The sequence below is a fragment of the Sporosarcina saromensis genome, from assembly GCF_033253735.1.
GTDB classification, from domain to species: domain Bacteria; phylum Bacillota; class Bacilli; order Bacillales_A; family Planococcaceae; genus Sporosarcina; species Sporosarcina saromensis.
Genome location: NZ_JAUBDI010000010.1, coordinates 15,823 through 42,673 on the forward strand (window position 1 = coordinate 15,823; position 26,851 = coordinate 42,673).

Genomic DNA, 26,851 nt, shown 5'->3' on the forward strand with positions numbered 1-26,851 from the left:
TGGAAAAGCGCCCAACCAAAAGGATTGGACGCTTTTTATCAGTTTTGAAGCATTTCCATTACGACTTCTTTCGCTTTTAGCAATTGTGGATCTTCATTCCGGATTTTATCTCGTAAAGCATTCATGAGACCGTAAGTTGTTTCACCAGCTAAAATACCGTTTTTTTCGATCGATAGCTTTTCTTGAAGTGCCTTTACAGCTTCGGTTGTCTGTTCGTCATACAAGCCGTCGATTTCACCTGTATCATATCCAACTGCATCCAACATTTCCTCAGCAGTTTTCACAGCTGGTGAGACGGTCCCTTCCTTCATCTCCATCGTAGGATCAAGGAAAGGTAACATTGCATAGGAAGGGTATTGCACTTCGATATCCGGCGCAATTCCTTTTTCGTGGATCCAGTTACCGTCAGGTGTTAACCATTTCGCAGTTGTAAGCTTCAAGTTCGACCCATCTGGCAAGTCTTTCGGCGTTTGGACAGTCCCTTTGCCATATGTTTTCATCCCGATCAGCTTAACGTTTGCAGACTCTTTCAACGCTCCAGCAAGTATTTCTGAAGCCGACGCACTGCCGTCGTCAATGACGAGCGTAACAGGAACGGTCACTTTTCTACCGCCTGAGGCGACGTAAACTTCTGGTTTGTTTCCTTTTCCTTCATATTGGAAGAGATTTTTCCCTTCTTCTACAAAGAGGTCTGAAATGTCAATGGCCGTATCCAACCTGCCGCCAGGATTTTGTCTGACGTCCATAATTAGACCTTCCATCCCTTGCGCTTCCATTTCATCCAAAGCAGCTTCTAGCTCTTCATACGTATGTTCAGAAAAACTTGTAATGCGAATGTGCGCGATCTTATCTGCTAACATTTCAGCGTATACGGTTTCAATCGGAATGACATCTCTTTCAATTTTCACATCAAAAGGTTCAGCCATTTCTCCTCTTCTCACGGATAATGTGACAGTTGTTCCTTTTTCACCGCGAATTAATAACACTGCTTCTGAAGAGGACATCCCTTGAATGCTTTCTCCATCCACCGCTACGATTAAATCATTCGGTAAGAGTCCCGCACGTTCAGCTGGGGAGTTCTTGATAGGTGAAACGACACTAATATATCCGTTCAATTCTCGGATTTCCGCACCAATTCCTTCGAAACTCGATGAAATGCTTTCATTCAACTGTTTTGCCTCTTGTTCATTCAAGTAGTCTGAAAACGGATCTCCTAATGCTTCGATCATTCCATTAATGGCCCCGTCAATGACGGCGGTTTCATTAATGTCATTGTAATAATTCGATTTCAATTCATCGTACGCATCATACAGCTTCTTAAATTCTTTGCGGTCAGTGGACGGATTTTGCGGGCTGACTACTTCTACTACTTTATCGTCGCCAGTTGTTAATGCAAAAAACGTTACACCTGCAGTCGCAAGGACAAGTCCGAATATGAGCATTACTAAGGAGAACGGTTTTAACTGAATATAACGTTTAGCAGGCGGTTCATAGTTTGCTTGTTCTTCTTGAGGCCTGTTGTTCTCTTTTTCGTCCATCCCATTCCCAACTTTCTTCCTCATTATGTGAGTTTATTCAAAAAAAGACCGCTTTTCATGTTGCGAGCGGTCCTAAGGTGCACTCTTATTGAATTGCAGCGTCCAATGCAACGACAATCATGTCATTGAAAGTTGTTTGGCGCTCTTCAGAAGTCGTTACTTCACCTGTAAGAATATGATCACTTACTGTCAAGACAGCCAAAGCTTGTCTGCCATATTTCGCAGCTAATGTATACAAGGCAGCTGTCTCCATTTCAACAGCAAGCACTCCGTATTGAGCTAATTTTTCATGCTCAGCGTGCTCGTTATAGAAGAAGTCTTCTGTAAATACGTTTCCGACTTGTAAGTGTAAACCTTTTTCAACACCTGCATTGTACGCTTTCAGTAACAAATCAAAGTTAGCTGTTGGTGCATAATCGACACCGTTAAAGAATGTACGGTTAATCGGCGAGTTTGTTGTCGCGCTTTGTGCCAAAATCACGTCTCTTACTTTAACGTCTTTTTGGATCGCGCCACAAGTACCAACTCGAATTAATTTCTGTACATCGAATTCTTGCATTAGTTCGTTAATGTAGATGGAAATGGATGGTACACCCATTCCAGTCCCTTGAACAGAAATACGTTTCCCTTTATATGTCCCTGTATAACCGAACATATTTCGCACTTCGTTATATTGCGTTACGTCCTCTAAAAATGTTTCTGCAATATACTTTGCTCGTAATGGATCTCCTGGTAATAGAATTGTGTCGGCAATATCGCCTTTTTTCGCATTAATATGTATGCTCAATTATCACGCCTACCTTTCAAATTTCTGTCCTAATCATACAGTTTATCAGCTTATTATGCAATGAAGATGGTAAATACATCTAAAGAAACTGGTCTTCATAATGCGCATACAATTCGTCGAAAACAATACTTGGCATATTTGGATCCGCTTTGTCTTCTACATATCGAGAAAGACTATCAAAATGCTTCTCATCTTTAGGGAAACTTAGGTCGTTAAACATTGCCTCAGCAAAAATGGCATTGACTTCGTTTTTACCTCCACCTCGATAGGATAAAGCAAACTGGTAAAAAGATCGGTCCATCACAGCACATCCCTTCACTTATTAAATAAGCTTTTGTATTCCTCGTATCCTTCTTTGTCGAGCTCGCTCAGCGGAATGAAGCGCAATGCTGCTGAATTAATGCAATACCGAAGACCTGCAGGCCCTGGTCCATCAGGGAAAACATGTCCAAGATGAGAATCAGCTGTTTTGCTTCTCACTTCTGTCCGACGCATACCATGGCTCGCATCAAAATGTTCCGTCACTTCTGTTTCAACAATCGGTTTTGAAAAACTTGGCCAACCACAACCAGCGTCAAATTTGTCTTTTGAACTGAACAATGGTTTTCCAGACACGATATCAACATATATCCCTTCCTCAAAATGTTGGTCAAATTCATTTTGGTAAGGCGGCTCTGTTCCATTTTCTTGTGTGACATAGTATTGCATGGGTGTTAACGTCTTTTTTAGTTTATCTTTCATGCTTGATCACCCCAATGTTCTTTTTTAAAGCGCTCTCTTCCTGAACCAATTGCATAACGCTCATAGTGACTTGGATTTTTCATGTAATAGTTTTGATGCCCCTCTTCAGCTGCATAAAACGGTTTTGCAGGAAGGATCTCCGTTTGAATGGACTTCGTGAACTTTCCTGAATCTTGTAACTGTTGTTTTGAAGCTTTTGCAAGCACCTCTTGTTCATTGGTATGCGTGAAAATCGCGGTTTGGTACGATTCTCCACGGTCAAAAAACTGACCACCAGCATCCGTTGGGTCGATTTGTCGCCAAAAGATGTTTAGCAGCTCTTCGTAAGTTATGATTGTGTCATCGAAAGTCACTTGAACTGCTTCACGATGACCTGTCGTATTCGTACATACTTGTTCGTAAGACGGATTTGGCACTTCTCCACCTGTATAGCCGGACACAACAGATAGCACACCATCATACCGGTCAAACGGCTTCACCATACACCAAAAACATCCTCCTGCGAATGTCGCTCGTTGAATCGCCATGCATTTTCCTCCTTAATTGTTAGGAATGGTTACTTCCAACTCGATCTCATCTTCCGCAAGGTTAAACGTTTTAGCTCGCACTTGTAAATTACCGGATACCGGAAGTTCAGATAAGTCGATGAAAATCTCTTCCTCTTTAGGACGAACAATCATCCATTCCGGCAAATCAATTGAATCGCGTAATACTTTTAGTACAGTAGCGGGTGGAATATTTAAATTCGCGATTTCCATAGATGATTGTTTAAGTATCAAGTTACCGTCTTCTAACACAACCGGATCAAAATTCATATAGATAGGAGCGGTTACACCAAAAACCGTCAACTCCGAATAAAGAACCAGTTCGTCTTTCACTTCAATCGTGACAGGAAGCGGCTTTCCTTTCATCGCTTTTCGCAAATAGTTATTCGCAAGAACTTCCACATCATCTCGAGAAGCTTTTACAAGTAACACACTTCCTTTACTCGCAGAACGATCAGCAGTAGGAAGCGGTTCTGACTTCCCAGACGTATCTAAAAACAAGATTAACGCAATTACACCGGCACAAAGCAGGCCGATCAACGTAAAAAAAGCAATTTTCCATCGATTCACAAACGGTCACCTCTACATATCCAATTTCCCATCCGATAATTCTGTCAAACCACATGCATCGATTTTTTCAATTAAGCGGTTTGCCATTGACTCATATCCTTTCGCATTAGGATGAAAGAAATCAGAATGGTACACCATATTATCATTGCCAACAAACAGGTCATTTACAGGTGCAAAACAAGCTTTTCCGTCCATGATTGTCTGAATTTCAATTGCTTCATTCCAATCCTCGATAATCGTATCGAATTCGTTCGATTCATCTGTCACGAGTGACAACGGATTGTATAAACCTGCAACAACAATTACGACATCACCGTTTAGCCCTCTGATCGTTTTGAAAATCTCATCTAGACGATTTTCAAATTTCCCCAGCTCCTTATAAAAGGGTTCCGCTTGTAAATTGAAGAGATGCTTTTTTACCACTTTCATAATATCATTCCCACCAATTGTCAAATAAATGACATCAGCTTCCTTAATGGAATCTTGGATTTCCGGGTCTTCAAGTTGTTCAATCAATTGATCACTCCGTCGTCCTCTCTTCGCTAAGTTGGAAGCGTCCAAGTCACTTACCCCTTTCCAATTTTGCATGGCAAGGGTAACACGGCCAAAATAGCCATCTCTTTTATACTCATCTCCTACACCTTGCGTAAGAGAGTCTCCTAATCCGATAACAGTGATCTTCTCAGGGACAAAGTAATCATGAACGAAAAAGTCAGTGAGCGCTAGAGAGTTACGCTCCGAAAAAGACGGATGGACAACTCGTTCCTCTGCTTGACAACCTGCAACAACGAATGAGAAGACGAGTAAGAATAAAACTCTTCTCATGAACACAATTCCCCTTTTTTATTTAGTGAATTCTCTTACTGGTGTATCATTCAGCGTAATACATGAACCCAATCGCACCTTCTCCAGTATGTGTACTAATGATTGGTGAAGTGAACGAGAATTTCACATCTTTCCAGCCAGTCTCTTCAATTTTTTTCAGTAGTGGTTCAGCCATTGCAAGGCCATTCGCATGTGAAAGGCCAATAGAACGGACGATTTTGCCTTTCGTTTCCTCTGTAAATGCCTTAAATAAATGGCTTGCTACTTGTTTATGACTGCGTGCCTTTGCAACGGGTGTATAGACGCCGTCTTGTAATGTGGCAATTGGCTTAATGTTTAACAAAGAACCGATCATTGCTTTCCCTTTACCAATGCGACCACCTTTTACGAGGTTATCGAGCATATCAACGACCACGTATAATTTCGTATTTTGTCTTACAACCGACAAGCGTTCGACAATTTCCTGCACACTTTTGCCTTCACTCGCCATTTGAGCAGCTTCTACAACTTGGAAAGTCAAAGCATGTGAAATATACATCGAATCGATAACCGTTACTTTTGCATCGGTCATAGCCGCTGCGGCTTCTGCTGATTTGACCGTTCCGCTCATACCACCGGTCATATGAATCGAAATGATTTCGCTTCCATCTGCACCGAGCTTATCGTACAATTCTTTAAATACGCCAGTTGCAGGTTGCGAACTTTTAGGCAATTCTTTGCTGTTGTTCATTTTTTCAATGAACGTTTCCGGTTGGATATCAATGCCGTCCATATACGTCTGCCCATCAATATGAATCGTTAAAGGAACGACATGGATGGAATACTGCTCCATATAATTTTCAATCAAATCTGCTGTTGAATCCGTGACAATATGGATTTTTTTCATGAATAGCACTTCCCTTTTCATTTTGGCGACAATCATTATAATTAAGACTAATAGGTTGGAAGGAGGATGGATGATGCCCGAAGCATTTGACTATAAGACAAAAAATGAAGAACTTTGGAATGCCATTACACACGGCATAGGTTTTGTATTAAGCATCCCCGCTCTCGTTCTTTTAGTGTTAGCAGGTATTCGACATGGAACCGCGATTGCGATCGTCAGTTTCACATTATTCGGTGTGTCCATGCTGTTGCTGTTTCTAATGAGTACACTTCTACATAGCATGCCAATCAAACTGAAAAAATTGTTTTCGATATTTGATCACTCAGCAATTTATCTATTGATTGCAGGTACATATACCCCGTTTTTGTTGGTCACAATCAAAGGTGCACTTGGATGGACATTGTTCGGAATTATATGGGGGCTTGCAATCATCGGCATCCTGTTCAAAGTGTTTTTCATCCACAAGTACGAGGTCGTTTCCCTACTATTTTATATTGTAATGGGCTGGCTAATCATCTTTGCCATTAAACCACTTTACATGCATCTGCCAACTGAAGGGTTAATCCTCTTAGTTGCAGGCGGTGTTCTATACACATTCGGCTCGGTATTCTACGCGTGGAGAAAGATTCCTTACAACCATGCAATTTGGCATGTTTTCGTACTTGCCGGCAGTACTGCCATGTATTTCAGCGTCCTCTTATATGTATGAGGACGCTGTTTTTTGTACAACAGTTCATGTGCTGCAAGTAAGAATTTCGTTCATTTTTCTAGTACTTGCCTAGTGGGATTTATGCACTTCTTTCATACACTAAATACGTGTACGTGATGCCATCTTTCGTCATTTGCTGCTCTGATGTTGATTGAAGTTTCCATTCATCCCCATAATTCGGGAAGAACGTGTCCCCTTCATACGCATGCTCGATTACCGTAATGTAAAGACGGTCTGCAATGTCCATCGCAAGGTTGAAAATTTCCGCTCCACCAATAATGACAACTTCTTCTGCATACTGCTTTCCTCGTTCAATCGCTTCGTTTAACTCACGAAAAACTTCCACACCATCTGCTGCATAGCCATCATTTCTTGTCAAAACAATATTTAAACGACCTGGCAAAGGACGTCCTATCGATTCAAACGTTTTCCGCCCCATCACAATTGCTTTTCCCATTGTGACTTTTTTAAAATAGGCCAATTCTTCTGGTATATGCCAAGGCATTTCATTATTGACACCAATGACACGATTGACGTCATGCGCTACTAGTAATGAGATCATCCGTTTTTCCTCCTCGTCAAACCGCGATCGGCGCTTTTATTTTCGGGTGAGGATCATAGCCCTCGATGCTTATATCTTCAAATGTCATGTCAAAAATGGATTTTCCTTCTTTATTCAACTTCAACGTAGGCAATGCTCTCGGTTCTCTGGACAATTGCTCTTTCACTTGTTCCATATGATTCAAGTAAATATGAGCATCCCCTAATGTATGGACGAAATCCCCTACTTCCAAACCGCATTCTTCAGCAATTAAGTGAACGAGTAACGCGTACGACGCGATATTGAACGGCACACCTAGAAATACATCAGCACTACGTTGGTAAAGTTGACAAGAAAGCTTTCCTTCCGCTACGTAAAACTGGAACATTGTGTGACATGGCGGCAATGCCATGTCAGCTACTTCTGATGGGTTCCACGCGGACACAATATGACGTCTGGAATCAGAATTATTTTTTAATCCTTCAATTAACAGTTTGATTTGATCGATACTTCCGTCAGCTGTGGACCATGAACGCCACTGTTTCCCATATATCGGACCAAGATTTCCATACTTCTCCGCAAAAACATCGTCTTCCACAACACGACGTTTATAAGCGTCCATCTCTTGTGCATAGACTTCTGCAAATTGTTCATCCTTAACACTCCGTCTACCGAAATCCGTCATGTCAGGACCTGTATATTCCTCACTCGTCACCCACCGTTCAAAACCCCATTCATCCCAAATCGGGTTCCTTTCTTGAATAAGGGTGCGTAAATTTGTATCCCCTTTTAAAAACCATAACAATTCCGTTGCAATGAGACGGAATGCTGTTTTCTTTGTCGTCATTAATGGAAATCCTTTTTGCAAGTCAAATCGCATTTGATAGCCAAACACACTAATCGTGCCTGTACCCGTACGATCTTCCTTAACCGTTCCATTTTCAAGAATGTGTGTACATAATTCCAAGTATTGTTTCATATTTATGTCCTCCTTACTGCTTACATGTCAGTATAGCAAAAACGATGAAAAAACACCGCCTATATGGTTTTATGATAACCATTTTGGCGGTGTGTTTTTGGACCAAAATACAATGTCAGTCGCATTGTTGTGTATTTTAAACTCTTTAACATCTCTGTATTCAGCTTCTGATGAAGTTTTTGCTAAACGAACTTTTGTATTAAAGTATATTGTAAAGAATTAATTTGGGGTACTTATGGGGTACCGTTGGGGTACAGCCGAATTTATCGTGATATTTGTCATTCAGTGGGGGCATAATGAGCCCTCTCTTTTTTATTGTAAACATATTCTAACCTTTTTTAACCGGAAAAGCGATTTAAGCGACTGCCTCGCACGGTCGCTTTTTAATATAATAGGTATAACTCCATTAACTCTGCAGTACGATTTTTGAGCCGTGCATTTAGGTACCGACGTTGGTCTTCATAACCTTGATAGATAAATGTGTATGTAGTAACCGTTTCTTCGGTTTTACCTTTAATTAGTTTCATTTTGTTAGCACGTAAATAATCAGATGATATTTTCAAATCAGCCTGCACACGTTCTAGTGCCTTATCGACTAGCTTGATATATGGGTCGTTGAATTTACAACTACCCTTTTCAAATATTTGACGGTCTTTGGATAATATCGTCAACAGCATAGGCATGTAGATGAGATTTTCAAAATGCGGTTGAGCTTCTCCGGGGATCAACATGTTTAAATCACTCTGCTTTCTCTATCTATAACAGGAACAAGTGCCAATACGTTGTCGATGGTGAATGTCCGTTTAGATTTTCGTAAGTAGCAATAGGCACGGAATGAAGATTCACCGACTTGCAATACTTTTATTCGACGTTTGCTGATTGATCCATTAGATACTATGTACATCATTTCCAATAATCCACCAAATCTTACCGACCTCTCCAATGTTTTACGCACACTCGTTCCCCTCCTTTAAATTTATTATAGAGAACGGATGTTTGTATGTAAAGAGAAAGAAAACAGCACTGTCAACAAGTGCTGTTTTAATATTAATAAATATTGTAGTTGATTAACATACATCAAATATGAGAATATATAATATGATTAACAAAGGAGTGATTATATTGGTCAGAATATTTCAAGTATTATATGGTTATTCACTAATATTATCGTTATCCTATTTATTTTTGGTTCTCCTATCGAGTGTATTAGAATTTAGCATAAACTCTTTGTTTTATGGTATACTAGCATTGTTAACATTACTATTTATTCGCGTCCGGCCACATCCTGAGAATCCTCGTTATCTATTCTCGTTTTGTGTCCAAGGGTTGTTCCGGCACTAAACGCAGAGATCTTTAGTTCTTGCGATAACTCGCGAGCTGTTGTCTCTGCTTTTTCTTTTTCTGCTTTTTCTTCTATCTGAGATAGATCTATTATTAAGTCGTTTTCTCTCTTTTTATTCTCCACGTCAATACGTTTCAAATCATTATCTAACTTCATATTTTCATTTTCAAGTCGCATTCTTTCTCTTTCCAATTTCCCATTTCCGAAAAAGTAAGGAATTACACCTTGGACCTCAACTCCACCAATTTTTATTTTGCCGAAAAGACCTCCAGATAATAGTAATATTATCGACACAATCTTCGGTAAATTAGCAAGTTCGGATAAAATCTCAATGTAACCAGGGCTTTGAACATTAGATTTTACAATTATCTTTGAAGAATCATCTTTTACATCCTCGATAATGTTGTATAGCTTTAGCCACTCCGATGAGGTGACACCTTTCTTTTTATTTACATTAAGCACTCCATAACAATAACCATTTTTAATGTAAATAGGAGCTAATAATTTATCAATATACTCGGCGTGCTCGTCCAACGATAGAACAGATTGATGAGAAGACAAAATCCAATACATCTTTTCGGATATCGCTACTCTAGGAACCTCTTTTATCCAATGAACCTTTCTTCTCTTTAAATATGGGCATGAATGATAATGAATTGGCACTTTGCTTTCTGTTCCTGTACTTTCATATGTTTCCCCCACTACAATCCCCACAATGAAAGTAGTTGATCTCTGCGACGGTACAACCACTATATCGTTTTCATTTATTTCATCAATGAATTTAAAAGTCCTTGACGCAGCATGTGCTATCTGTTGATTGTTCCAATCTCCGTACTTCTCTTGATATAGATTTTTATATCCTTCAATTGTCCGACCAACACCAGTATTAAATTGAGGGAATTTGCTAATCGCATCCAATGTAATTTCGTCATCTGATATTGCTATGAAATTATTCAACAAAAAATCGTTATAGTACTTCCCGCCATCAGCCCTTACTAACCAGTACTTTGTATCATTCGGTATCTCTAATATTTTTCCTTTTTCTAAAAAATCCAATGTCGAATTTACCAATATTTTGCCCCCTTTCAAATAACAATATACCAGTTTAATTGAAATATTACTATAAAACATTGTAATCACAAAAATAGCGCCCTCATCCGATTTTAAGGACAGGGCGCTTAATTCTTAAAATTAAACAAACTCAATATGTATTTCCAAGCTCCATCCCTGGTTACACTCCCTGCACCGCCCATCACCCCAAACCGTGCTGCCATAGCTAATTCCGTGTAATTCAATTGCAGATTCTAAGCAACCTGGACATGTTCTACCATCCACTTCGTTAGTCAAAAATTCTAGCAAATCTTGACTGCCGTCATACTGTACTTTAACTGCGCACATATCAATGATACACAATTCGCATATTGGCAATTCCCCCTCTTCCATCACAGCTACATCCCAATTGATGAAATAAGTCTTACATACTAAGCAATTTACATCACTAAGTTGAAATTTCCACATAATATCCCCTCCTATTGACCTAGTTCGACAAAAGGTATCAGAAGTCCTTCTAATAATTCTAACAAATTCCTTTACAATCTTTTTGGATTGTATTATACTTGATTTAACGAATTAGAAACGAGCGGAGGACCTAAAATTGATTAAATTAAATGAATGGATTTATGATTTAACGGCATCTGAGTATGAGAGAAAGCTGCTAAAAGAATCAATCGACAAGCTTGCGTATGATAACAACCCTGAATACGAAGAACTTGAAGAACTCTTGGAAGAAGTTAAATCTGCCATTGATGCTCAAGATGAAGAAGCTTTACTTAAGAGTGACTTATGGGAAGTTGATGTGAATCTTGAGAAAGTAAACGAAAAAGAGTTAGTAGTAAATACGCTGAGAGCTGCTGGCTATCAAGTAGAAGAATCAAACGTCAGCTCCTCGCTGTATGCGATTAACGATAACGGTGACGAAATACGTATTGCTGACCATAAAAGACCTGCTATTGTCGAAGGTAACTTCGCTATTCACGAACACGAAGAAGGATTAGTAATTGACAGTATCGAAGTTATGAGTGACGTCCTGATAGCAAACGGCTTTGGTAAGTTAGATAAGGGAGTGACGTTGTATTTATGGAAAAGCTGAATGTATTTGAACAAATTATGGATGTACACGAAGCTAGCGATCTTTGGGGGCTATCCGTCCCCCGCTTAAAAGCGATATGTCAGGAAGGTTTGGTGGATGCGAAGAAGTTCGGTAATTCTTGGGTAATTCTAAAAGATCAACCTAATCCAAAGCAAAGGGAGCGTAAGAAGTGAGCATTGTTTTTTCAATGAACAAACAACATGAGAATGACATTAAACTCGCATTGAGTTTGCAAAAGCCTTTTATCATTGACGAACGAATTATCCTCAAGAATATAGATGTACTTTACGATAAGCTGACAACTACAGTCGACGGATCTAAAGTAATTTACTTTGATGATGTCGTCAAAAAAATTATATATAAGGCACAAACCGAGGGCGATCACGAAATTTGGTTAGATGATATTAATCAAACAATTAACGTGTCCACTGTTATATTAGGTGTAGGTGTAGGTAAAAATAGAAAGTACATTTTTGAATTTTAATCTCAGCGACCCATCTTCTGATGATGCGGTCGTTATTCTTTTCTATCAAACAAGGACTTTTGGCTCATTTTTGAATAAATCGCAAAATAAATCAATATAATACTTGCGTATACTAAAATACGGTGGTATTATATATTTAACAGCAAGAGACAAACACAAAAACAAAAAACGAGGAGGAATTTAAAATGAAAAACGTTATGACAAGAGCTTGGGAAATCGCAAAAGACGGTGCTGCTAAATTCGGTGGTAAAGTAAAGGAATACTTCGCGCAGGCTCTTGTCATGGCGTGGGCAGAAATTAAAAAAGGAGTGGAAAAATTGGAAAAGAACTTTGCAATGATCGAAACGCTTTCGGGAAGCCGCAACCACAAAACTTGGGTAGCTGAAATTACAGGAACTCACCCTAAATTCAAATACAACCGAGAATTTATCGAGGCTTGGGACGAGTGGACTGGCGCAAAAGAATTTAAGCTCTACAACGGGAAAGTATACGAGGTGTGCAATGGAGGAAATCGCTCTTATGTGAAAGTGGAAAACGGAGAAGTTGAAGAAATCACTGGTGGTCAACTAGCAGAAATCTTCGCATGATTAAATAGGAGGGTTCGCCCTCCTACTGGAGGTAACGGAATGTCAGCATACGAAAAGCTCGTAAAGGGTGTCCAGTGGATATTGGATAACCGCACATCTTACCAAATCGCAAAGGATTTAGGTATCAATAACCGGACGGCGAATCGCTATCAAAACGGTGAAACTCCGATCAGCAACATGACACTCGCCACGGCAGAAAAGCTTTATAACTACTATTTAGAGGAGATGGGTAAAATGGAAAAAGTGACTTTTGAAGGAATCGAGTACACATTGACACAAGAAGCATATCTGACAGGGACGCACGAAAGCCCGTATTACGAAGCGACAGGCATTGAAGCAGACGGGAATGAGGTCACAGTCACTTGGAAAATCAAAGAACACTGGTTGAATGATGACGGTGAATTGAATGGCTTGTTGGAGGATGAAAGTGAAGCTTGCGACTGGGATAATCCTATGAGTGTGGAGCGCATCTGATGGCAGGCAATATAACGGCTGGCGATCGTTTTGGTCGCCTTACCGTACTACAAAAAACCGATTTACGGAAACGGGGTAAAATTGTGTGGGCTTGCAAATGTGATTGCGGCAAATATATCAATGCCGTATCAACTGATTTAACTGCAGGAGACACTCAATCATGCGGGTGTCTAAAAAAAGAAATGGAAGAAAAACATTTGCGAGAGAAATATGATGAGAAGCGCGTGAACGGTGTTGCACTGCAATTATTTAAAGACAAAGAACCACGTAAAGATAGTAGTACAGGTTATCGTGGAGTTAGTAAATATTACACTCGAAAATCCAAAGAACTACGTTATCGGGCTTGGATTACTGTTGATGGTAAGCGACACTATAAGTCGGGATTTAACACAGCGGAAGATGCTTATTATAAAGGTCGTTTAATGTTGGAGGATTTGCATCTACCCAAAAAATAAAAAAGCACCCTATCCAATAAAGGACGGGGCGCTATCACTCTTCTAGCAAATGTTAGGATACTGTTTACGAGAAGAGTACATTAATATTATCACTGACTGATTATTTATGCAAATTAATTTAGCAAACGTCCACGTCGCATCAAATCTTAGTATCTGCGTTTGGGATAAATCGCGTATGCTTTGCAAAAATCCACTGGTCGCCACCGCCATTAAACCAGCCGTTTTCTAAAGCATATACTACATACTTTTCACCAGCGTTTAGATTTCGGATGATGCTGCTCGTGTAGGTCGGCTCCTTGCGCAACACTGTGTTGTCTAGTATTTCGACCACACCTATACCACGATTGCTAGTGACTGTAATTCCTCCTGAGGGCTTATTCGTTTGCTTTGACTTTAAACCAAAGTATGCTGCCAAACCGTCTGCAATTGCATACCCTTGTGCCTTTAATTTATCCTTATCGCGCAAAGCTAAAATATCCGTTGTGCTGTCCATGAAGCCACCCTCTGTCAAGATAGCAGGCATTTTTGAGTATCGGACCATATACCAGTCAGCACGTTTCACGCCACGATTACGTAAGCCCATTGCATCGACTATTTTAGGATTGATGATCTTGGCTAGTTCAACAGATGCTTTGCTTGCGTTTTTAGATACATATGTCTCAACACCACCATGACTACCCCAATCATCTATCAGCGCGTTATGATGAGCCGATACTAATGCGTCCGCTCCCCAATCGTTCGCTTTTTTAACGCGAGCAACTAGTGATACATCCTTCTTACCACTAGGGTCGTCAAGGCGAAGGATTTGCACATCTTGATACGTGTTCAAGCGTTCGATACATGCGAGTATGACGGCATTGTTAAATGACCACTCGCGTTCGCCATCAGGTGAGCGTTTGCCTGGTGTATTAATTCCGTGTCCGGCGTCTAGCGCGATTTTGACCATATTATTTCATCCCTTTCTTTTTGGCTCTTTGTACCGCATAGCCTGCTCACTATCCTCCATACCGTCCGTTGTCGGATCTACTACGACCCCAAGAATGACAAGCAAGGCAAATACCGCATTAATAAAATTGGCTGCCTCGTCACCTATTGCATTTGCTGCTAGTTCATACCCAAACCATCCGGTCACAATCTGCGCGACCAACAAAAAAGCCGGCACCATAGCCAGCCAGAAGTACTTATTCTTCAACCTTACTTTCCAGTTAATTTTCATATCCTTATCCTCCAATCCATTTTTGCAAAGTCTCAATCAATAAAAATAAGATACCTCCACCACCAAATAAGGCGATGAGGATATCTTTTCGTTGCTTGTTGTTGTCTTTCTTAATTCCCAGCGTGTGAGACAACAAAGTGTCTAAGAGAACGGTTTGCTCCCGTTGGTGCTTGTCAATTAGCTCTTTCTGCTCTGTGTTTTGTGTGTAAAGCATGTTCTCAATCTTTGCTTGGGAAGTCTGGACAACTGTAATTTCTTTGCGAACTTCTCCGTAGTTCTTTTCAAGTTCAAGAATCCGTTTTTCGTGGTCCTGCACGATACTCTCCATGCTTTTTGCCTCCTCGGTTATCGTCATCACTGACCCCCTCCCCTTTTCTCTTTTTGATAACAAAAAGAACGCCCGTATGGACGTCCTTACTTCGCCAAATGCTCGAATCCTTCTTCTGTCAATATATCCTTTACCTGTGGTTTAAGTAGCGCCGGGACGTCCTTAAACGTCTTATATTCAGGACCTTTCATAATATAAGTAGCGTACAACATAGCTAGTGCTGACATATTAAACACCTCCCATTATGATTAATTCTGCTAACTCCATAATTGCCATAGAGTTCATTTCGTTTTCTTGCTTTAATACTCCATTTTCTTTTTTAAAATCAACAAACGGAAACTCACTTTTTCTATCCATGGCAATGATTTCATTGGTAATTTCCGTAATCTCCATGTCGTCAAGCAACAAAAAAGGAAGCTGCACTCCCGTTAGAGAGCCATCTTCCCAAGTGATATCATTGCCGTTAACGATAGGACCACTTACATTTTTAATAACGCTGACTATATTTCTTAAATCATCATAGATCACGATAATCATTGGTACGTCACCTCAATCCAAGCATCCTTGATTAAACGAGCGTAGTACGCATTTGTGTTGCTGATGGCTTCGATGCCAATGCCTTTTGCCGTATTAGCCGCAAATGGCGCGTAAAAAGAGGATGGTAACGTCACCCATTTGCCCTCACCTCTTGCAAGCGATACATTGACAGATTCACCCCTAAAAGCAGGATTGCCCGCAGGACGCGTTGAATAGTTATGGGGCTTAATCGTTACGGTCACTGAACCACCGTTACCACCAACATTTTCACGTTGCACCCATACACGCATTGACTTAATGGACTTACCTACCACAGCGCTTAATTGGCTACCAAAGAACCACGCACCTTTAGCCACTCTACCGCCATTCCAAGCACCTTGTACGACAGAGCCTGCAAATCCATAAGCATCATCCCAGTAGCCTTGTGACACGTTATACGTGCTACCGCTAGCAGACTTATACTCGACAGTCGATGTCGTAGGTGGTGGAGCAGGTGGTGTCGGTTGAGTAGGATACGTAAACGAGCCGATAATATCGCCTGCACCGTCTTTATAGGTGTTAGCTGTCTTGCCCGTTGGCGCTGTACCTCTCCCTCTTATCACTCCGCCTAATTGAGCGACCATACCATACGTATTTGAAATACCTGTGCAGTTATCTACATAGACTTGACCAAACTCCCTAGCTGATATGCCCATAGCCATGTTGTCGATATGACAGTTGGTGAGACGTAGATTGCCACCAAAGTTTGCCGCAAAAGCATATCCTGTCGGCTGTCCCCAAACGTGTACAAGATTAGCGGAAACGTATTTTGATCTAAATGCCTTAAATCCTACGTCACCTGTAGGGACAATCGTGAATCTATCCGAGGATACATAATTGTCACAAGCATCCACTGAAACAGAACCGAATATCCTGTTGGTCACGATTTGACCAAGTATCTTAATCTCGCCAGTGCCCGTGAATCCGTGGATTTCAATGTCCTCGTAAATATTTTTGGCATTATCGTAATGCAGCACAATCGTCACGATGCCGTCATTGTGTTTAGGAATGGAGTCGATGCATGATTGGATAGTTTGTCTTGCGTTAGTCCAATCCACACCGCTGTTTTCGTCATTGCCGTTGATTGGGTCAACATAGAAAAACAAGTTTTCGCGATTAATCATAATGACGGAGGGGCTGGAAAAATTAGCTACGTACAGCCTGTCGATAGCGCGTGTTAGGGCGTCAAGTATGATGGCATCCTCGTCATTACTATCCAATATCTTGATAACACCGTCATTGCCTGCGCCACCAACCTCGACCTTATCGCTAAAAGTTCCCCTTGCCCCTGTTAAATCGCCCATGAAGCGCACACCCGATGCATCCACGATGAATTGGTCAGCTACATTTAAACCTAACAACGATTTAATATGATTAGCCGTAATCGAGTTAGCGACAATCGCATTTTCTCCAAATTGAGCGACTACCCATCCAGTGCCATCGAATCGATGCATCTTGTAGCCGTCATTGGTCTTAAACCAAACGTCCCCTGGCTTGCGTCCAGTGATTGGCGGGGCAACATTGGAGTACAACACAGTGTTTTTGCCATCGGCTGTTGTCTTGGCTGTGATGGCTGTGTCTTTTGCATCAGCAATTGATTGCTCGACGTCTTCGGGTGCTGGTGTCCAATCGGTGGCGATGTTGCCTTTTTCTAACTTTATCCAGTCGTAGAGAATAAAATCTCCTTGGTCGGAACCTATGGACAGTATATAGAAATAATCATCTATTCTGTCATTTTCTATTTCAAAAGTCACGGTGTGAACAGACATACCGATTTTTCTTTCTATTTCTTTGTGTACTTGTCCGACACCAATTAAATACATTCTTAGTTTTCTTGTTTGCAAAAGGTTATCAGTATTCATTTTGACTGATAACGTGTAAATCCCTTTATCTAAACTGATTTTTTCAGCGCTACGAATTCCTGGAGTAGAAGTAGATGACGGGAAGACATTTTTCAAATAATTACCTTCCATCACGATACTAGCGCCACCATTGCCAATCCATCCACTGAGGTTATTCATGTCGCTATGCGCTAACAAATTCCTTCCACCAACCACCACATTGTCATACAACGGCGACCAAGCATAATCGGTTGGCGTGTTGCTAGGCGTTGCAGATGTCTTGTTATGCGCCCACCCAATCCACCTCTTGCCTGCAGGACTAGCACTAATACCCGTCCCCTTGTCATCATCTGCATACATACGCCAACTGTAGGTAGTCACTCCGTTAGCACCCGTTTGTCCCGTCACGTTAACAGGGTCAGTTGTAGTAGACGTGTTATCCGTATAGGTGACTTTCGTACGCACCCATACATACTTGCCGTCTGCCCAAGCAGGGACGGTTGTTGACCATGTGCCACCCACTAAAACTGTTGCGCTAGTGGAATGGTAATATTCCTCGATTACTGAAGTGACACCTTTTCCGTCTGCGCCATCTGCACCAGTATCCCCATGCGTACCAATCACTCTTTTTGGCGTATCAGATGTGGAGTTATCGGTATAAGTGATACGCTCATAATTCCACAGATATTTATTTGCAGGAGTGGTAGCAGGTGGCGTCGTTACCCAACTAGTCGGGGCTACCGTGTTGCTGTTTGATACTTGATAATACTCCACGATGTTGCTAATGCCCCGTCCTGATGAGCCATCAGCCGCATAGTTACCGATGATGGTTGGTGTAGTGTTAATTGACGTGCCATTGGACAGCGTCGTTTTTTCGTAATTCCACAGATATTTTTTCGAGCTTGTCGGATTTTGCACGGCAGTCGTCCACCCCGTAGTGGACGTAGTAACTCCGCTTGATAATGCGCTAGCAAGATAATAGTTTGTGACAGATGTAACACTAACGCCGTCCACACCGTCCTTGCCATCAGTGCCGTTTGTGCCGTCAGTACCATCAGCACCATCAAACACATTGCTAATGGTGATTTGAGCAGGCACATTAATCTTGTCATTAGATACGCTAACCATGTATATAGCTTTTTCGTCCACGTCGACAGCAGATACACTCAATGTCTTTCCAGTAGCCGACCAACCTGCAACGGGGTAGCCGTGTTTGTCGTACTTTGACCAAACATACGTATATTTTGTGCCGTCAGCGTCAAATTCAACGCCGCTTAACAAAGCGTTAGCGGTTAGCGTAGTTGAGCCTATGCCGTTTTTAAAGATAGTCCCAGATGAGGACGTGACAGTGGCGTATATCATGTTGGCTAGACGCTCGCTCATTGTGGTTTTGAGTGCAGCGATTTGCTTTTCAAGGTCTGCTTTGCTGTGCTCGATATAGTTGCCAATCTTAAAGTCAACAACTTTAGATGTTGCAATATTCTCCACAGTTTCTCTTATACGCGCTTCCAAGTATAATGGGGGCGTATACCCGTCATCCTTTATTCGCACAGTCTGCCCTAGTCTTACACGCTCGTGCTCGTAGCCAAATACATGCTCTAAACTAACCGCCTTGCACTCGTACATGACCGCGGCTTCCACACGCTTTTTTAGTTCTGTTTGCGTCAACGAGCGCAATCTTTCTATTGTCATTTCTGTGTCAGTGGAAGTAGGCTCATAAACTTGAATTAGATGGTTGCCATTGCGTCCCCATCGAGCCAGCGCATCCTTGTCCTCGACAAACACCTCTAAACGCGTGCCGTCCTCTCTAATGGGGCCAAGACCTAGTAAAGCCGTGACGATGTTGGATGTGTCCTCTACTCGCCGTATGCCAACCAAATCCTTGCCGTACTCAGTTTCCTTACCTTCAAATCCCGCGATACGCTCAACTAAATCCACGAAACGACCTACGATGCGGTTGCCTTTCACAACTACTCTAAACCGCAATTCCAAATCAAACGTGGACGCGATTAATTTAAGCAAGCTGTACGGATCAGTGTGACTGACTAACTTAATCGTGCGGAAACTGCCTGTATACTCAACTATACCTGGCTTCCATTCAGTGGCGTCCAATGCCGCAGTAAGAGCAGAAGCAGGGGTTGCTCCTGTTAAATCAATATCCTGCGGTGAGATGACTTTTGCTTTTTGCAAGTCTACAAAACTACCAAGCGACCGCACCTCTTTTGCTGTGCGTTTAAATTGGTCGGCATAGGTGATGATGAACTCATTAAAAAAACCATCTGCATCTTGTACGAGCAAACGGTTGCGTTTTGTGAGTTTGTCAAATTGGACGAGTCCAGTCATCTCAAATGTGTGAAAATTGTCGATGCTACGTGTCATGATTGGCTCTTTGACTTGCCCTTTTGACGTGTCGAGCGTGCCGATAATCTTATCTGATTGACTGTCTAATATGTGGATTAACGCCATTTATCTCGCCACCTCACTGTTGCTGATTCTATTGCGTCCACTGGTTCAGCTGTTAAATAATTCGCACCAGAATTAATCGGGAAATACGTGCCAATAAACGCTTTTTCATGCGTCACGTCCTCGCCGTTAAGCGTGATGATGTTTTTCGTGTGGTCAAACTCAACCACGTCACCAGCACGAGCCACATACGGTATACCATCAGGCACGTCGTTAATCTTAAACACCTTAATGTCATCAATACGTTGAGTCGTGGTAGGTGGAGTCGTGCCATGCGCCCATAATTGCGTTTGTACTTGCGTGATATTTGCTGTCGCAACACCTGCCGTATCCACCCACTCCCCACCAAGACGAGCGTGCCAACCATGCTCCGCGTCATATCTTGCCACGTACGCTTTCCAAACGTTGCCCACACGCTCTATGCGCAACATGCCGTCAAACTGATGCCACGTCCAATCGTTAGCACCACGACTATTGATGATGTCGTGTCCGTCCTGCTCGTTACCTGCTACGATTCGCGCCCATATCGCTGGAGAATGAGGAGAGCGTTTCGTCATTAATATTTTAGCGACCACTCGATTGAGAGCATCTAACAGCATGACCTCCACACTGCCGACTTGACCTTGCCCACCGATTTGACGCAACAAGACATCAAGACGAAAGTCTTTTACCGATTGACCGATAGACTTTTTTAATGCAGGACCGCGCCAACCGCTGCCCGTGCCATAGTCAGTCGCAAAAAAGCTATAGCCATCTGTCCGCATGATGCCTGCAATCGTACCGCCCTCTACTGTGGATGTGGCACCCCAACCTACTGTAGTGCCCATTTGGTCCCAAAAGATGCGTTCATCACGCACAAAAGGGACTTCGTTGAGCTCGCCGTAATTACCGATCATATTAACCTCTTGGCCGTTGCCGATTGCCACAAACGTTGTATCTTTTTTGATGTTGATGGTCGTGATTGGATACGTATCCGCTGTGCCTTGGTTGACGATTGGGGTGCCGTCTAATAGTACGGATTTTTCAGGACCGTATTTATGAGGGTCGGGGCAGACGAATTGCACGTCCACAAATCCCACTGAGACAATTTCATCCGGATCGAGCGAACCGTTAAACAAAGCATAGTAAGTGCGTGTTGGCGCATCATCAAATATTAATGGTGCCGGTTCATTCGTGGACAACCATGCTGCAAGCTCTTCTGTCTTTAATAAATAATCATCTTCAGAATCGCCACTTATCATTATTCGAACAGGAATAATCAAAGGGTTAACCGTCGAACTCTCTAAAAGACCTCCTGCAAAACCTGGTATGGTCAATAGATTACGTGAAACACTTGAGCGATACGGACGCCTTTTTCGCAATACGGTTATCCAATCTTTTTTAACTCCGTTAAATGTCAAGTTTGCCATTAGTCACCACCTCCAAACACACGCCGATCACTCTCTTTAAGCTTCTGTCGCTCGGAAATATGTGGTTCTAAGATTCTGCCTACCTCACGATCATCCATGACAATCGACACATCTCTTCCACTTTGAACTCCTTCAGCAATTATCTGCAGCAACTCCACAACTCTGCCATCGTCATTAAATGAACCACTGGAGTTATTGGAGAAGCCTGCGTCTAGTAATCTAAACAAGTTTGCTTGTTGGGATTCTGTAAGCACCATTTCATTTCGAAGGAGACGGACATCGATTTCGTTATGCATTGGTAGACTCTTTAGGCTGTCCATCACTTCTGCAACTCGCCCGCCTGTATGCATTTTTGGTTCTGAAGAACCGACAATTCCACCAGAGTGACGTTTCTCCTTATTTTCATCACCCGTGAAAAACCGAGTTATTTTCTCCCATACAGACACTTTTTTCGTAATAGGTTTTTCTAATTTTTCGTTTAAACTATCTGCTTCTTTAAGACCAAATCCTTCTTGAGTAATATATTTTTCGATTTCCTTACTCATTTCATAATTTAGATCTTTAGCAGATCCCACGGAATCATCTATTCCATCCGTTAACCTACCTTGTTCCACTAAGAGTTTTTCAACTTCTGTTTTCGTTAGTCCCATTTTCTTCAATTGCTCATCAATTAATAAAAGCTGTTCTTCGCCTTCTTGAGTAATATTTCCGTCAACAGTATACTTCTCTACTGTTTCTTGTCTTAACTCCTTTGTTTTCTCGATAGCTTTATCGATAGCTTCTATTTCTTTCCCTTTTTCAGCGGTTACATCAATTAAACCTAAGTGATAGTTTATTAACTCACTATAAGCCTCTTGTCCCTTTTGAATTTGCAACTCGATACCATTGACGATTTCCTCTTGTTCAATTATTTGTCCGCTTAATTCATAGTTCTGATCTTTTAATCGTTGGAGTAGAATTTCTTCTTGCTCCACTCTTTCTTCTGCTGCAGCTATATTGGCTGCATTTCCACCTTCTCTTGCTAATGCTAACTTTTCTTCTTCAATCGCCAATCTCATTTCTTGCACTTCTATTTCTTGCTGCTTAACCAGATAATCCTCTGCTAGACTATTAATTTTTTCTAGTGCTTCTGTTCGCTTTTGGATATTATCACTTAACCCTTGAGATGCGGCAATCGCTTGTTTACGTAATTCCAATTCCAATTCTTTAAGAAGTTGTTCATTGTATGATTTCGCTGCATCTGTATTATCCAATAATATATTTCCTTGATCCGTCAATATCGAATTAGAATTAGGAACTTTATTGATAATATCATCGTTTAGCGAGAGAAATGTTGCCATTTCTTCGTTTGTTAATCCACTCTTATCTTGTAGTCTGTCATATTGCTTTTGCATGGCTTCGATTTTCTGAGGATCTGTTTCTAGAGCAATTCTCGACTGCAAGTCGACAAAAGTAGCTAACTCATCATTACTTAATTTGTTTTTTTCTCTCAAGTCTTCATAACGATCTATCTGCTCACTCATCGCATTACTCTGTTCTTCCAAACTTCGAGCGTGATCTAAATTGACTTCAATTGATTCTTCAGACTTTAGCATGGCAGCTCCAATTGCTCCACCGAGTAATGAAATAGCAACAATAGCTGCACCAACCGGCGTCATAGCGAACGCAGAAAGAGCCAATGAAAGCTTACCTATTGTTGATAGCAATGCCGCGACTCCTGTTGATATTGCTAAAAATGTAGCAACAGTCTTAAGTTTTTGGCTGTCAATCTCACCGAAACCTTTTACAACATCAATCGCAACAGTTATTATATCTCTAAAAATTGGTAGAAACTCGTTACCAACCTTTATTCCCACCTCCTCCATAACAGACTGGAATTCTTTAAACGATCCATTGAGCGTATCCATCTGCACTTTAGCAACACGCTCCGCCGTCCCACCCGAATCTTTTAGTTCTTTGGTAAAGTCAGCAAGCGTATCTTCTCCGACTTCAAGGAGTGATAAGAATCCGGAAGCCGCTTCAGTTCCGACTAATTGAGCAGCAGTCGCCGTCTTCTGAGCTTTTGTCATACCTTCTAATTTCTTTCCGATATGACCAACAAGCTCAGGCAACTGCTTCATCTTACCGCTCGCATCAGTTACTTCAATTCCTAAATTCTTGATGAGTTTTACAGCAGCACCCGTTGGATTTGCAAGCTGTAACAACATCGCTCGTAAAGCAGTACCGGCTTGCGAGCCTTGAATACCTGCATCAGACATCTTACCGACAGCCGCTGCTGTTTCCTCCATGGATAGACCTAATGACGCCGCGACAGGGGCAACATACTTCATGGCATCACCAAGCATAGGTAAATCGGTATTCGCGGAACTCATGGTTTTGACCAATACATCCACAGCTCGACCAGATTCCTCTGCATTCATACCAAATCCGGAAAGGATGTTTGAGACGATATCAGCAGACGAACCGAGACCAACTTGAGCCGCCGCCGCTAAGTTTAAAACTCCTGGCATCGCCGCTATCGTTTCGTTTACATTAAACCCAGCCATAGCTAAGTAGCTCATACCTTCAGCGGCTTCACTTGCACTATATTGTGTAGAAGCACCTAACTTACGAGCTGTCTTTTCAAGTTGAGCAAACTCTTCTTCTGTCGCACCACTTATTGCATTCACTCGCGCCATTGACTGTTCAAAATCGGCAGCAACTTTGACAGAGCTTCCAATTCCTGCAATGACAGCACCACCGACAATCAAGGCACCTTTTTGAATAGCGTCGAAGTCACGTGCAAGGTTTTGGCTAGAGTTTGCCGTCTTGTCCAATTCACTTCTTGCTTCAGCCATCTTTTCTTTAAAGCCTGATGCTTCCATCGTAATACGACCTTTTAAATCACCAATATTCTTCGACATTCTCTCACCTACCCTTGCATTCTTCGTAGCTGTTCAAATTTGTCGCGATCGAATTTGTTCATATCCGCTTTAATTTCTTTTGGAGTAATTGCGTTAATAAACTGTTTGTAGTCCGACTCCTCCATCGCCCGATTATTGGAAGCAATCAACAACTGCAATTTCACTAAGAGCTCCGCGTTTTGTTGCTCGTGTTTTTTCTGTATTAAAAATGGTAAATCGACCATGTAGAATTCGTTTTCAATTGCCGTTTGGCTAACATTTAACAAATTGCTAGCGTCACGTAAAAAATCATCAATGGATAATGAAGAGGCCTTCTCGTTTACTCCGTCGGCGTTTCCGCTTGCGGTTGTTTGAGAAGGCCTTTTAGGTTTTTTGCTGTTTGATCAAGTCGGTTTTTCTTGATTGTTAAATACACGTATTCAATAAGTTCATCCAGTCCTGCATTGTGGTACAAATATTCTTTGTCGATATCGCTCACCAGTGAAACAATCTCAAGCATTTCTTCTAATGCGACATCAAATGCTTGTAGTAGATACGCTGATAAGTCTTTTCTTGGGGCTGAAAACACTTGCAGTGCCACACCAGGCAATAAATCAATTGCCCCGAACACTTTCTTCCATAGTGCAGGTGTTAATTTCTTTACTTCAGCTTTCTTCTTTCCTAGCAAGACAGTGTCTTTGCTAAGTACTCGATTCATAAAGCTCATCATCTTCCCTCATTTCTAAGCAAAATAAAAAGAGCCACAATGGGCTCTCTTGAATTATGGTCCTGGTACTGGAGGAGTGGCCGTTTCGTCACCCATGAAGTACAACAATCCTTTATTGGATAAGTCCGGATAGCCCGCAAATGTCATATTTGCAATACGCTCATTATCCGAGTTATACGTGTATTCTGGATCCGTTAAAGGTGCGGCAATTGGCACTGTAATCCAGTCATTTGGTGTTGCTGACGGGTCTGTAGGTTTAATTACAAGTTTTTTTGCTCCTTCCGTCATATTGTAGCCGGCTTGCGAAAAGACATTAAGACGTAGTTTTGGAGCTGTTGGTACGGTGTTGTCAGCGATAAGTTCACTGTTAGGAATCGCTGTAGCGAGTTTTGCTAAGTCTGACAGAGCAAACGGGACAACTACTTCACAAGTCCGACCTTTAAAAATTGATTTGACTACCGTATCACCGTATTGATCAACAGTGACATCGTGCTTTGTGGATGCTGACCGAAAAACGATACCACCTTTTGTGATATCAAATGTCGTCATATCCCCTTCTTCTCCGTATTCGACGATTGCGGGGCCAATTGGCACGTCAATATATTTTGCTTCTGCCATATTAATACGCTCCTTTCAAAGCGGGTTGAATTTTAAAATTAAAATTTGTTGAATAGGTTGGACGATCGTGGATGTCTAATCCTATGGGAATCGGATTGCTAGACTGTGACCGACTGTAATAGACTTTGTTGCTATCAATGACATAGCCAGTCTTTTGATCAAGTGCGTCAATGAGAGATTTAGCAAGTGCTTCTGTTAACTCCATTTGCATGTAGTCAGTTTTATAGCTTTTACCTTTCACGATTACCTGGAATGACGGATACTGAATTGGCAAGTCCGGGTCACTACCGAATCCACCCGTACCAAAAACAAAAAGAGCCGGTAATTGGCTCTCAGGAACATCCGGCATATGATCTGGATCCGGAAAAACATTGAATCCAAGTGATGTTAAGTAAGCGATGAACTCTCTACCACTCAAAACAGACCACCTCCAAACTGTAAGGCTTCTGCAAGTTCCGAAAGTACAGTATCCTCATTAATCGCTATGGCGTTTTGTAGATACTTCTTACCGGGATTATGTCCCTTATGAGACCCCTTACTTTGCGTTTTGGGACCAGGCGTAAAGATGACAACTTTTCCGGACTTGGTTTTTCGGAATCCTTCATGTTGTGCCCACGCATAAGGGGCGACTTCCGGACTCATTACCACGCCAAAATCGATATACATGGATGCGATGTCAGTTTTCACTGTATCTTTGTCGAGAGCCGCTTCTAAATCACCCGAATCAATCGGTGCAAGTCTACGCGCGTCTTGAATTACCTTTTCTGCAAGCTTAGTAAGGACCTTGTCGAGGTTTCGAAAAAAAGCTTTCTCGAACTCATCAAGCACATCTTTCATTTCCTCTGTACCGATTAGTTCGAATGAAAACTTATCAGCCATAGACAATCACCTTCTTCACGTCATCAGTCCCCAGAAACTTTTTCACTTCGATATGTTGAGGACGAAATTTGATTTCTTGGCCAAGTTGAGTACGATACACAAATTCATCGGTCATGCCGACGAGATGAGGACCTTCTAAATGCGCTTCGACAATCGAGTGAACTTCTTCACCTTTCGCATTCTTGATTAACTTTTGCTCTTCAACAACTTTCGCAGTAAGGGGGACGTCCTTAAATCCTCCAGGACGTCCCCACTCATCGACAATTGCTTTCCTGTGCAATATGTTAGCCGGATAGCCGA

At 41.7% G+C, this 26,851-nt stretch carries 35 protein-coding genes; 7 read left to right on the forward strand and 28 right to left on the reverse strand.

Translation table 11 applies throughout. The annotated features are described in order from the left end of the window. Positions 1 to 38 precede the first annotated feature (38 nt). From QT711_RS11120 to QT711_RS11155, 8 genes are all read right to left on the reverse strand, one after another. The gene (locus tag QT711_RS11120; protein ID WP_317944508.1) at positions 39 to 1,538 is read right to left on the reverse strand and encodes a lmo1851 family serine protease; all 1,500 of its coding nucleotides are present in this window, start codon (positions 1,536 to 1,538) and stop codon (positions 39 to 41) included. A gap of 85 nt (positions 1,539 to 1,623) precedes the next feature. Further along, positions 1,624 to 2,325: a purine-nucleoside phosphorylase gene (deoD, locus tag QT711_RS11125; protein WP_317944264.1), complete on the reverse strand. Its 702-nt coding sequence runs from the start codon at positions 2,323 to 2,325 to the stop codon at positions 1,624 to 1,626. Between the two features lie 79 nt (positions 2,326 to 2,404). Further along, positions 2,405 to 2,626: a YozE family protein gene (locus QT711_RS11130; protein WP_317944265.1), complete on the reverse strand. Its 222-nt coding sequence runs from the start codon at positions 2,624 to 2,626 to the stop codon at positions 2,405 to 2,407. A 14-nt stretch (positions 2,627 to 2,640) separates the two neighbouring features. Beyond that, complete coding sequence (gene msrB / locus QT711_RS11135) at positions 2,641 to 3,066, reverse strand: peptide-methionine (R)-S-oxide reductase MsrB (protein ID WP_317944266.1); 426 nt, start codon at positions 3,064 to 3,066, stop codon at positions 2,641 to 2,643. Further along, complete coding sequence (gene msrA, locus QT711_RS11140) at positions 3,063 to 3,593, reverse strand: peptide-methionine (S)-S-oxide reductase MsrA (RefSeq protein ID WP_317944268.1); 531 nt, start codon at positions 3,591 to 3,593, stop codon at positions 3,063 to 3,065. The genes msrB and msrA overlap by 4 nt, the downstream gene beginning before the upstream one ends. A gap of 12 nt (positions 3,594 to 3,605) precedes the next feature. Continuing rightward, positions 3,606 to 4,181 carry a YpmS family protein gene (locus QT711_RS11145; RefSeq protein ID WP_317944270.1) on the reverse strand — a complete coding sequence of 192 codons (576 nt, stop codon included), beginning with the start codon at positions 4,179 to 4,181 and terminating at the stop codon, positions 3,606 to 3,608. 12 nt (positions 4,182 to 4,193) lie between these two features. Beyond that, positions 4,194 to 5,006 carry a GDSL-type esterase/lipase family protein gene (locus tag QT711_RS11150; RefSeq protein ID WP_317944272.1) on the reverse strand — a complete coding sequence of 271 codons (813 nt, stop codon included), beginning with the start codon at positions 5,004 to 5,006 and terminating at the stop codon, positions 4,194 to 4,196. Between the two features lie 46 nt (positions 5,007 to 5,052). Continuing rightward, the gene (locus tag QT711_RS11155; RefSeq protein WP_317944274.1) at positions 5,053 to 5,892 is read right to left on the reverse strand and encodes a DegV family protein; all 840 of its coding nucleotides are present in this window, start codon (positions 5,890 to 5,892) and stop codon (positions 5,053 to 5,055) included. A 73-nt stretch (positions 5,893 to 5,965) separates the two neighbouring features. On the opposite strand from QT711_RS11155, the gene trhA reads away from it, so the two are divergent. Continuing rightward, entirely contained in the window at positions 5,966 to 6,601 is a 636-nt protein-coding gene (trhA, locus tag QT711_RS11160) for a PAQR family membrane homeostasis protein TrhA (RefSeq protein ID WP_317944276.1), read from the forward strand. Between the two features lie 79 nt (positions 6,602 to 6,680). Here trhA and QT711_RS11165 read toward each other — a convergent pair whose 3' ends face one another. From QT711_RS11165 to QT711_RS11190, 6 genes are all read right to left on the reverse strand, one after another. Beyond that, a complete protein-coding gene (locus QT711_RS11165; RefSeq protein ID WP_317944278.1) occupies positions 6,681 to 7,163 on the reverse strand; it encodes a dihydrofolate reductase in 483 nt (160 codons plus the stop codon). Between the two features lie 16 nt (positions 7,164 to 7,179). After that, positions 7,180 to 8,121, reverse strand: a complete 942-nt coding sequence (locus QT711_RS11170) for a thymidylate synthase (protein WP_317944280.1) — start codon at positions 8,119 to 8,121, stop codon at positions 7,180 to 7,182. Positions 8,122 to 8,504: 383 nt separating this feature from the next. Beyond that, positions 8,505 to 8,852 carry a hypothetical protein gene (locus QT711_RS11175; RefSeq protein WP_317944281.1) on the reverse strand — a complete coding sequence of 116 codons (348 nt, stop codon included), beginning with the start codon at positions 8,850 to 8,852 and terminating at the stop codon, positions 8,505 to 8,507. A gap of 2 nt (positions 8,853 to 8,854) precedes the next feature. After that, positions 8,855 to 9,076 carry a transcriptional regulator gene (locus tag QT711_RS11180; protein ID WP_317944283.1) on the reverse strand — a complete coding sequence of 74 codons (222 nt, stop codon included), beginning with the start codon at positions 9,074 to 9,076 and terminating at the stop codon, positions 8,855 to 8,857. A gap of 309 nt (positions 9,077 to 9,385) precedes the next feature. After that, positions 9,386 to 10,534: a hypothetical protein gene (locus tag QT711_RS11185; RefSeq protein ID WP_317944284.1), complete on the reverse strand. Its 1,149-nt coding sequence runs from the start codon at positions 10,532 to 10,534 to the stop codon at positions 9,386 to 9,388. 120 nt (positions 10,535 to 10,654) lie between these two features. Continuing rightward, positions 10,655 to 10,981, reverse strand: coding sequence for a hypothetical protein (locus tag QT711_RS11190; protein ID WP_317944285.1), 327 nt, complete (start codon positions 10,979 to 10,981; stop codon positions 10,655 to 10,657). Positions 10,982 to 11,117: 136 nt separating this feature from the next. On the opposite strand from QT711_RS11190, the gene QT711_RS11195 reads away from it, so the two are divergent. From QT711_RS11195 to QT711_RS11220, 6 genes are all read left to right on the forward strand, one after another. Further along, positions 11,118 to 11,612, forward strand: a complete 495-nt coding sequence (locus QT711_RS11195; RefSeq protein WP_317944286.1) for a hypothetical protein — start codon at positions 11,118 to 11,120, stop codon at positions 11,610 to 11,612. Next, the gene (locus QT711_RS11200; RefSeq protein ID WP_317944288.1) at positions 11,600 to 11,785 is read left to right on the forward strand and encodes a hypothetical protein; all 186 of its coding nucleotides are present in this window, start codon (positions 11,600 to 11,602) and stop codon (positions 11,783 to 11,785) included. The genes QT711_RS11195 and QT711_RS11200 overlap by 13 nt, the downstream gene beginning before the upstream one ends. Then, positions 11,782 to 12,096 carry a hypothetical protein gene (locus QT711_RS11205; protein WP_317944290.1) on the forward strand — a complete coding sequence of 105 codons (315 nt, stop codon included), beginning with the start codon at positions 11,782 to 11,784 and terminating at the stop codon, positions 12,094 to 12,096. Before QT711_RS11200 ends, QT711_RS11205 begins: the two co-directional genes overlap by 4 nt. A 185-nt stretch (positions 12,097 to 12,281) precedes the next feature. Further along, positions 12,282 to 12,683: a hypothetical protein gene (locus QT711_RS11210; RefSeq protein ID WP_317944292.1), complete on the forward strand. Its 402-nt coding sequence runs from the start codon at positions 12,282 to 12,284 to the stop codon at positions 12,681 to 12,683. A 39-nt stretch (positions 12,684 to 12,722) separates the two neighbouring features. Next, positions 12,723 to 13,157 (forward strand): hypothetical protein, encoded by a 435-nt coding sequence (locus QT711_RS11215; RefSeq protein WP_317944294.1) that lies wholly within the window; start codon positions 12,723 to 12,725, stop codon positions 13,155 to 13,157. Beyond that, positions 13,157 to 13,612 carry a hypothetical protein gene (locus QT711_RS11220; protein WP_317944296.1) on the forward strand — a complete coding sequence of 152 codons (456 nt, stop codon included), beginning with the start codon at positions 13,157 to 13,159 and terminating at the stop codon, positions 13,610 to 13,612. The genes QT711_RS11215 and QT711_RS11220 overlap by 1 nt, the downstream gene beginning before the upstream one ends. Before the next feature lie 139 nt (positions 13,613 to 13,751). Here the strand turns inward: QT711_RS11220 and QT711_RS11225 are convergent, their stop codons facing one another. The 14 genes from QT711_RS11225 to QT711_RS11290 all read right to left on the reverse strand — a co-directional run bounded on the left by QT711_RS11225 (position 13,752) and on the right by QT711_RS11290 (position 26,831). Further along, the gene (locus tag QT711_RS11225) at positions 13,752 to 14,558 is read right to left on the reverse strand and encodes an N-acetylmuramoyl-L-alanine amidase (RefSeq protein WP_317944298.1); all 807 of its coding nucleotides are present in this window, start codon (positions 14,556 to 14,558) and stop codon (positions 13,752 to 13,754) included. A gap of 6 nt (positions 14,559 to 14,564) precedes the next feature. Further along, a complete protein-coding gene (locus QT711_RS11230; RefSeq protein ID WP_317944300.1) occupies positions 14,565 to 14,828 on the reverse strand; it encodes a phage holin in 264 nt (87 codons plus the stop codon). Between the two features lie 4 nt (positions 14,829 to 14,832). Beyond that, on the reverse strand, positions 14,833 to 15,156 hold the full coding sequence (locus tag QT711_RS11235; RefSeq protein ID WP_317944301.1) for a hypothetical protein: 324 nt from the start codon (positions 15,154 to 15,156) through the stop codon (positions 14,833 to 14,835). Between the two features lie 86 nt (positions 15,157 to 15,242). Then, entirely contained in the window at positions 15,243 to 15,383 is a 141-nt protein-coding gene (locus QT711_RS11240) for a hypothetical protein (protein WP_317944302.1), read from the reverse strand. 1 nt (position 15,384) lies between these two features. Continuing rightward, the gene (locus tag QT711_RS11245; protein ID WP_317944304.1) at positions 15,385 to 15,693 is read right to left on the reverse strand and encodes a hypothetical protein; all 309 of its coding nucleotides are present in this window, start codon (positions 15,691 to 15,693) and stop codon (positions 15,385 to 15,387) included. After that, complete coding sequence (locus QT711_RS11250; RefSeq protein ID WP_317944306.1) at positions 15,690 to 20,039, reverse strand: phage tail spike protein; 4,350 nt, start codon at positions 20,037 to 20,039, stop codon at positions 15,690 to 15,692. The genes QT711_RS11245 and QT711_RS11250 overlap by 4 nt, the downstream gene beginning before the upstream one ends. Next, positions 20,030 to 21,445 (reverse strand): distal tail protein Dit, encoded by a 1,416-nt coding sequence (locus QT711_RS11255; protein WP_317944307.1) that lies wholly within the window; start codon positions 21,443 to 21,445, stop codon positions 20,030 to 20,032. The genes QT711_RS11250 and QT711_RS11255 overlap by 10 nt, the downstream gene beginning before the upstream one ends. Continuing rightward, positions 21,445 to 24,348 (reverse strand): phage tail tape measure protein, encoded by a 2,904-nt coding sequence (locus tag QT711_RS11260; RefSeq protein WP_317944308.1) that lies wholly within the window; start codon positions 24,346 to 24,348, stop codon positions 21,445 to 21,447. The genes QT711_RS11255 and QT711_RS11260 overlap by 1 nt, the downstream gene beginning before the upstream one ends. An 8-nt stretch (positions 24,349 to 24,356) precedes the next feature. After that, complete coding sequence (locus QT711_RS11265) at positions 24,357 to 24,614, reverse strand: hypothetical protein (protein ID WP_317944310.1); 258 nt, start codon at positions 24,612 to 24,614, stop codon at positions 24,357 to 24,359. Between the two features lie 53 nt (positions 24,615 to 24,667). Next, a complete protein-coding gene (locus QT711_RS11270) occupies positions 24,668 to 25,054 on the reverse strand; it encodes a hypothetical protein (RefSeq protein ID WP_317944312.1) in 387 nt (128 codons plus the stop codon). Positions 25,055 to 25,108: 54 nt separating this feature from the next. Beyond that, complete coding sequence (locus QT711_RS11275) at positions 25,109 to 25,672, reverse strand: hypothetical protein (RefSeq protein ID WP_317944314.1); 564 nt, start codon at positions 25,670 to 25,672, stop codon at positions 25,109 to 25,111. Position 25,673: 1 nt separating this feature from the next. After that, a complete protein-coding gene (locus QT711_RS11280) occupies positions 25,674 to 26,090 on the reverse strand; it encodes a minor capsid protein (protein ID WP_317944315.1) in 417 nt (138 codons plus the stop codon). Further along, a complete protein-coding gene (locus QT711_RS11285) occupies positions 26,087 to 26,551 on the reverse strand; it encodes a hypothetical protein (RefSeq protein WP_317944317.1) in 465 nt (154 codons plus the stop codon). Before QT711_RS11285 ends, QT711_RS11280 begins: the two co-directional genes overlap by 4 nt. After that, positions 26,544 to 26,831, reverse strand: a complete 288-nt coding sequence (locus tag QT711_RS11290) for a hypothetical protein (protein WP_317944319.1) — start codon at positions 26,829 to 26,831, stop codon at positions 26,544 to 26,546. The genes QT711_RS11285 and QT711_RS11290 overlap by 8 nt, the downstream gene beginning before the upstream one ends. Positions 26,832 to 26,851 lie beyond the last annotated feature (20 nt).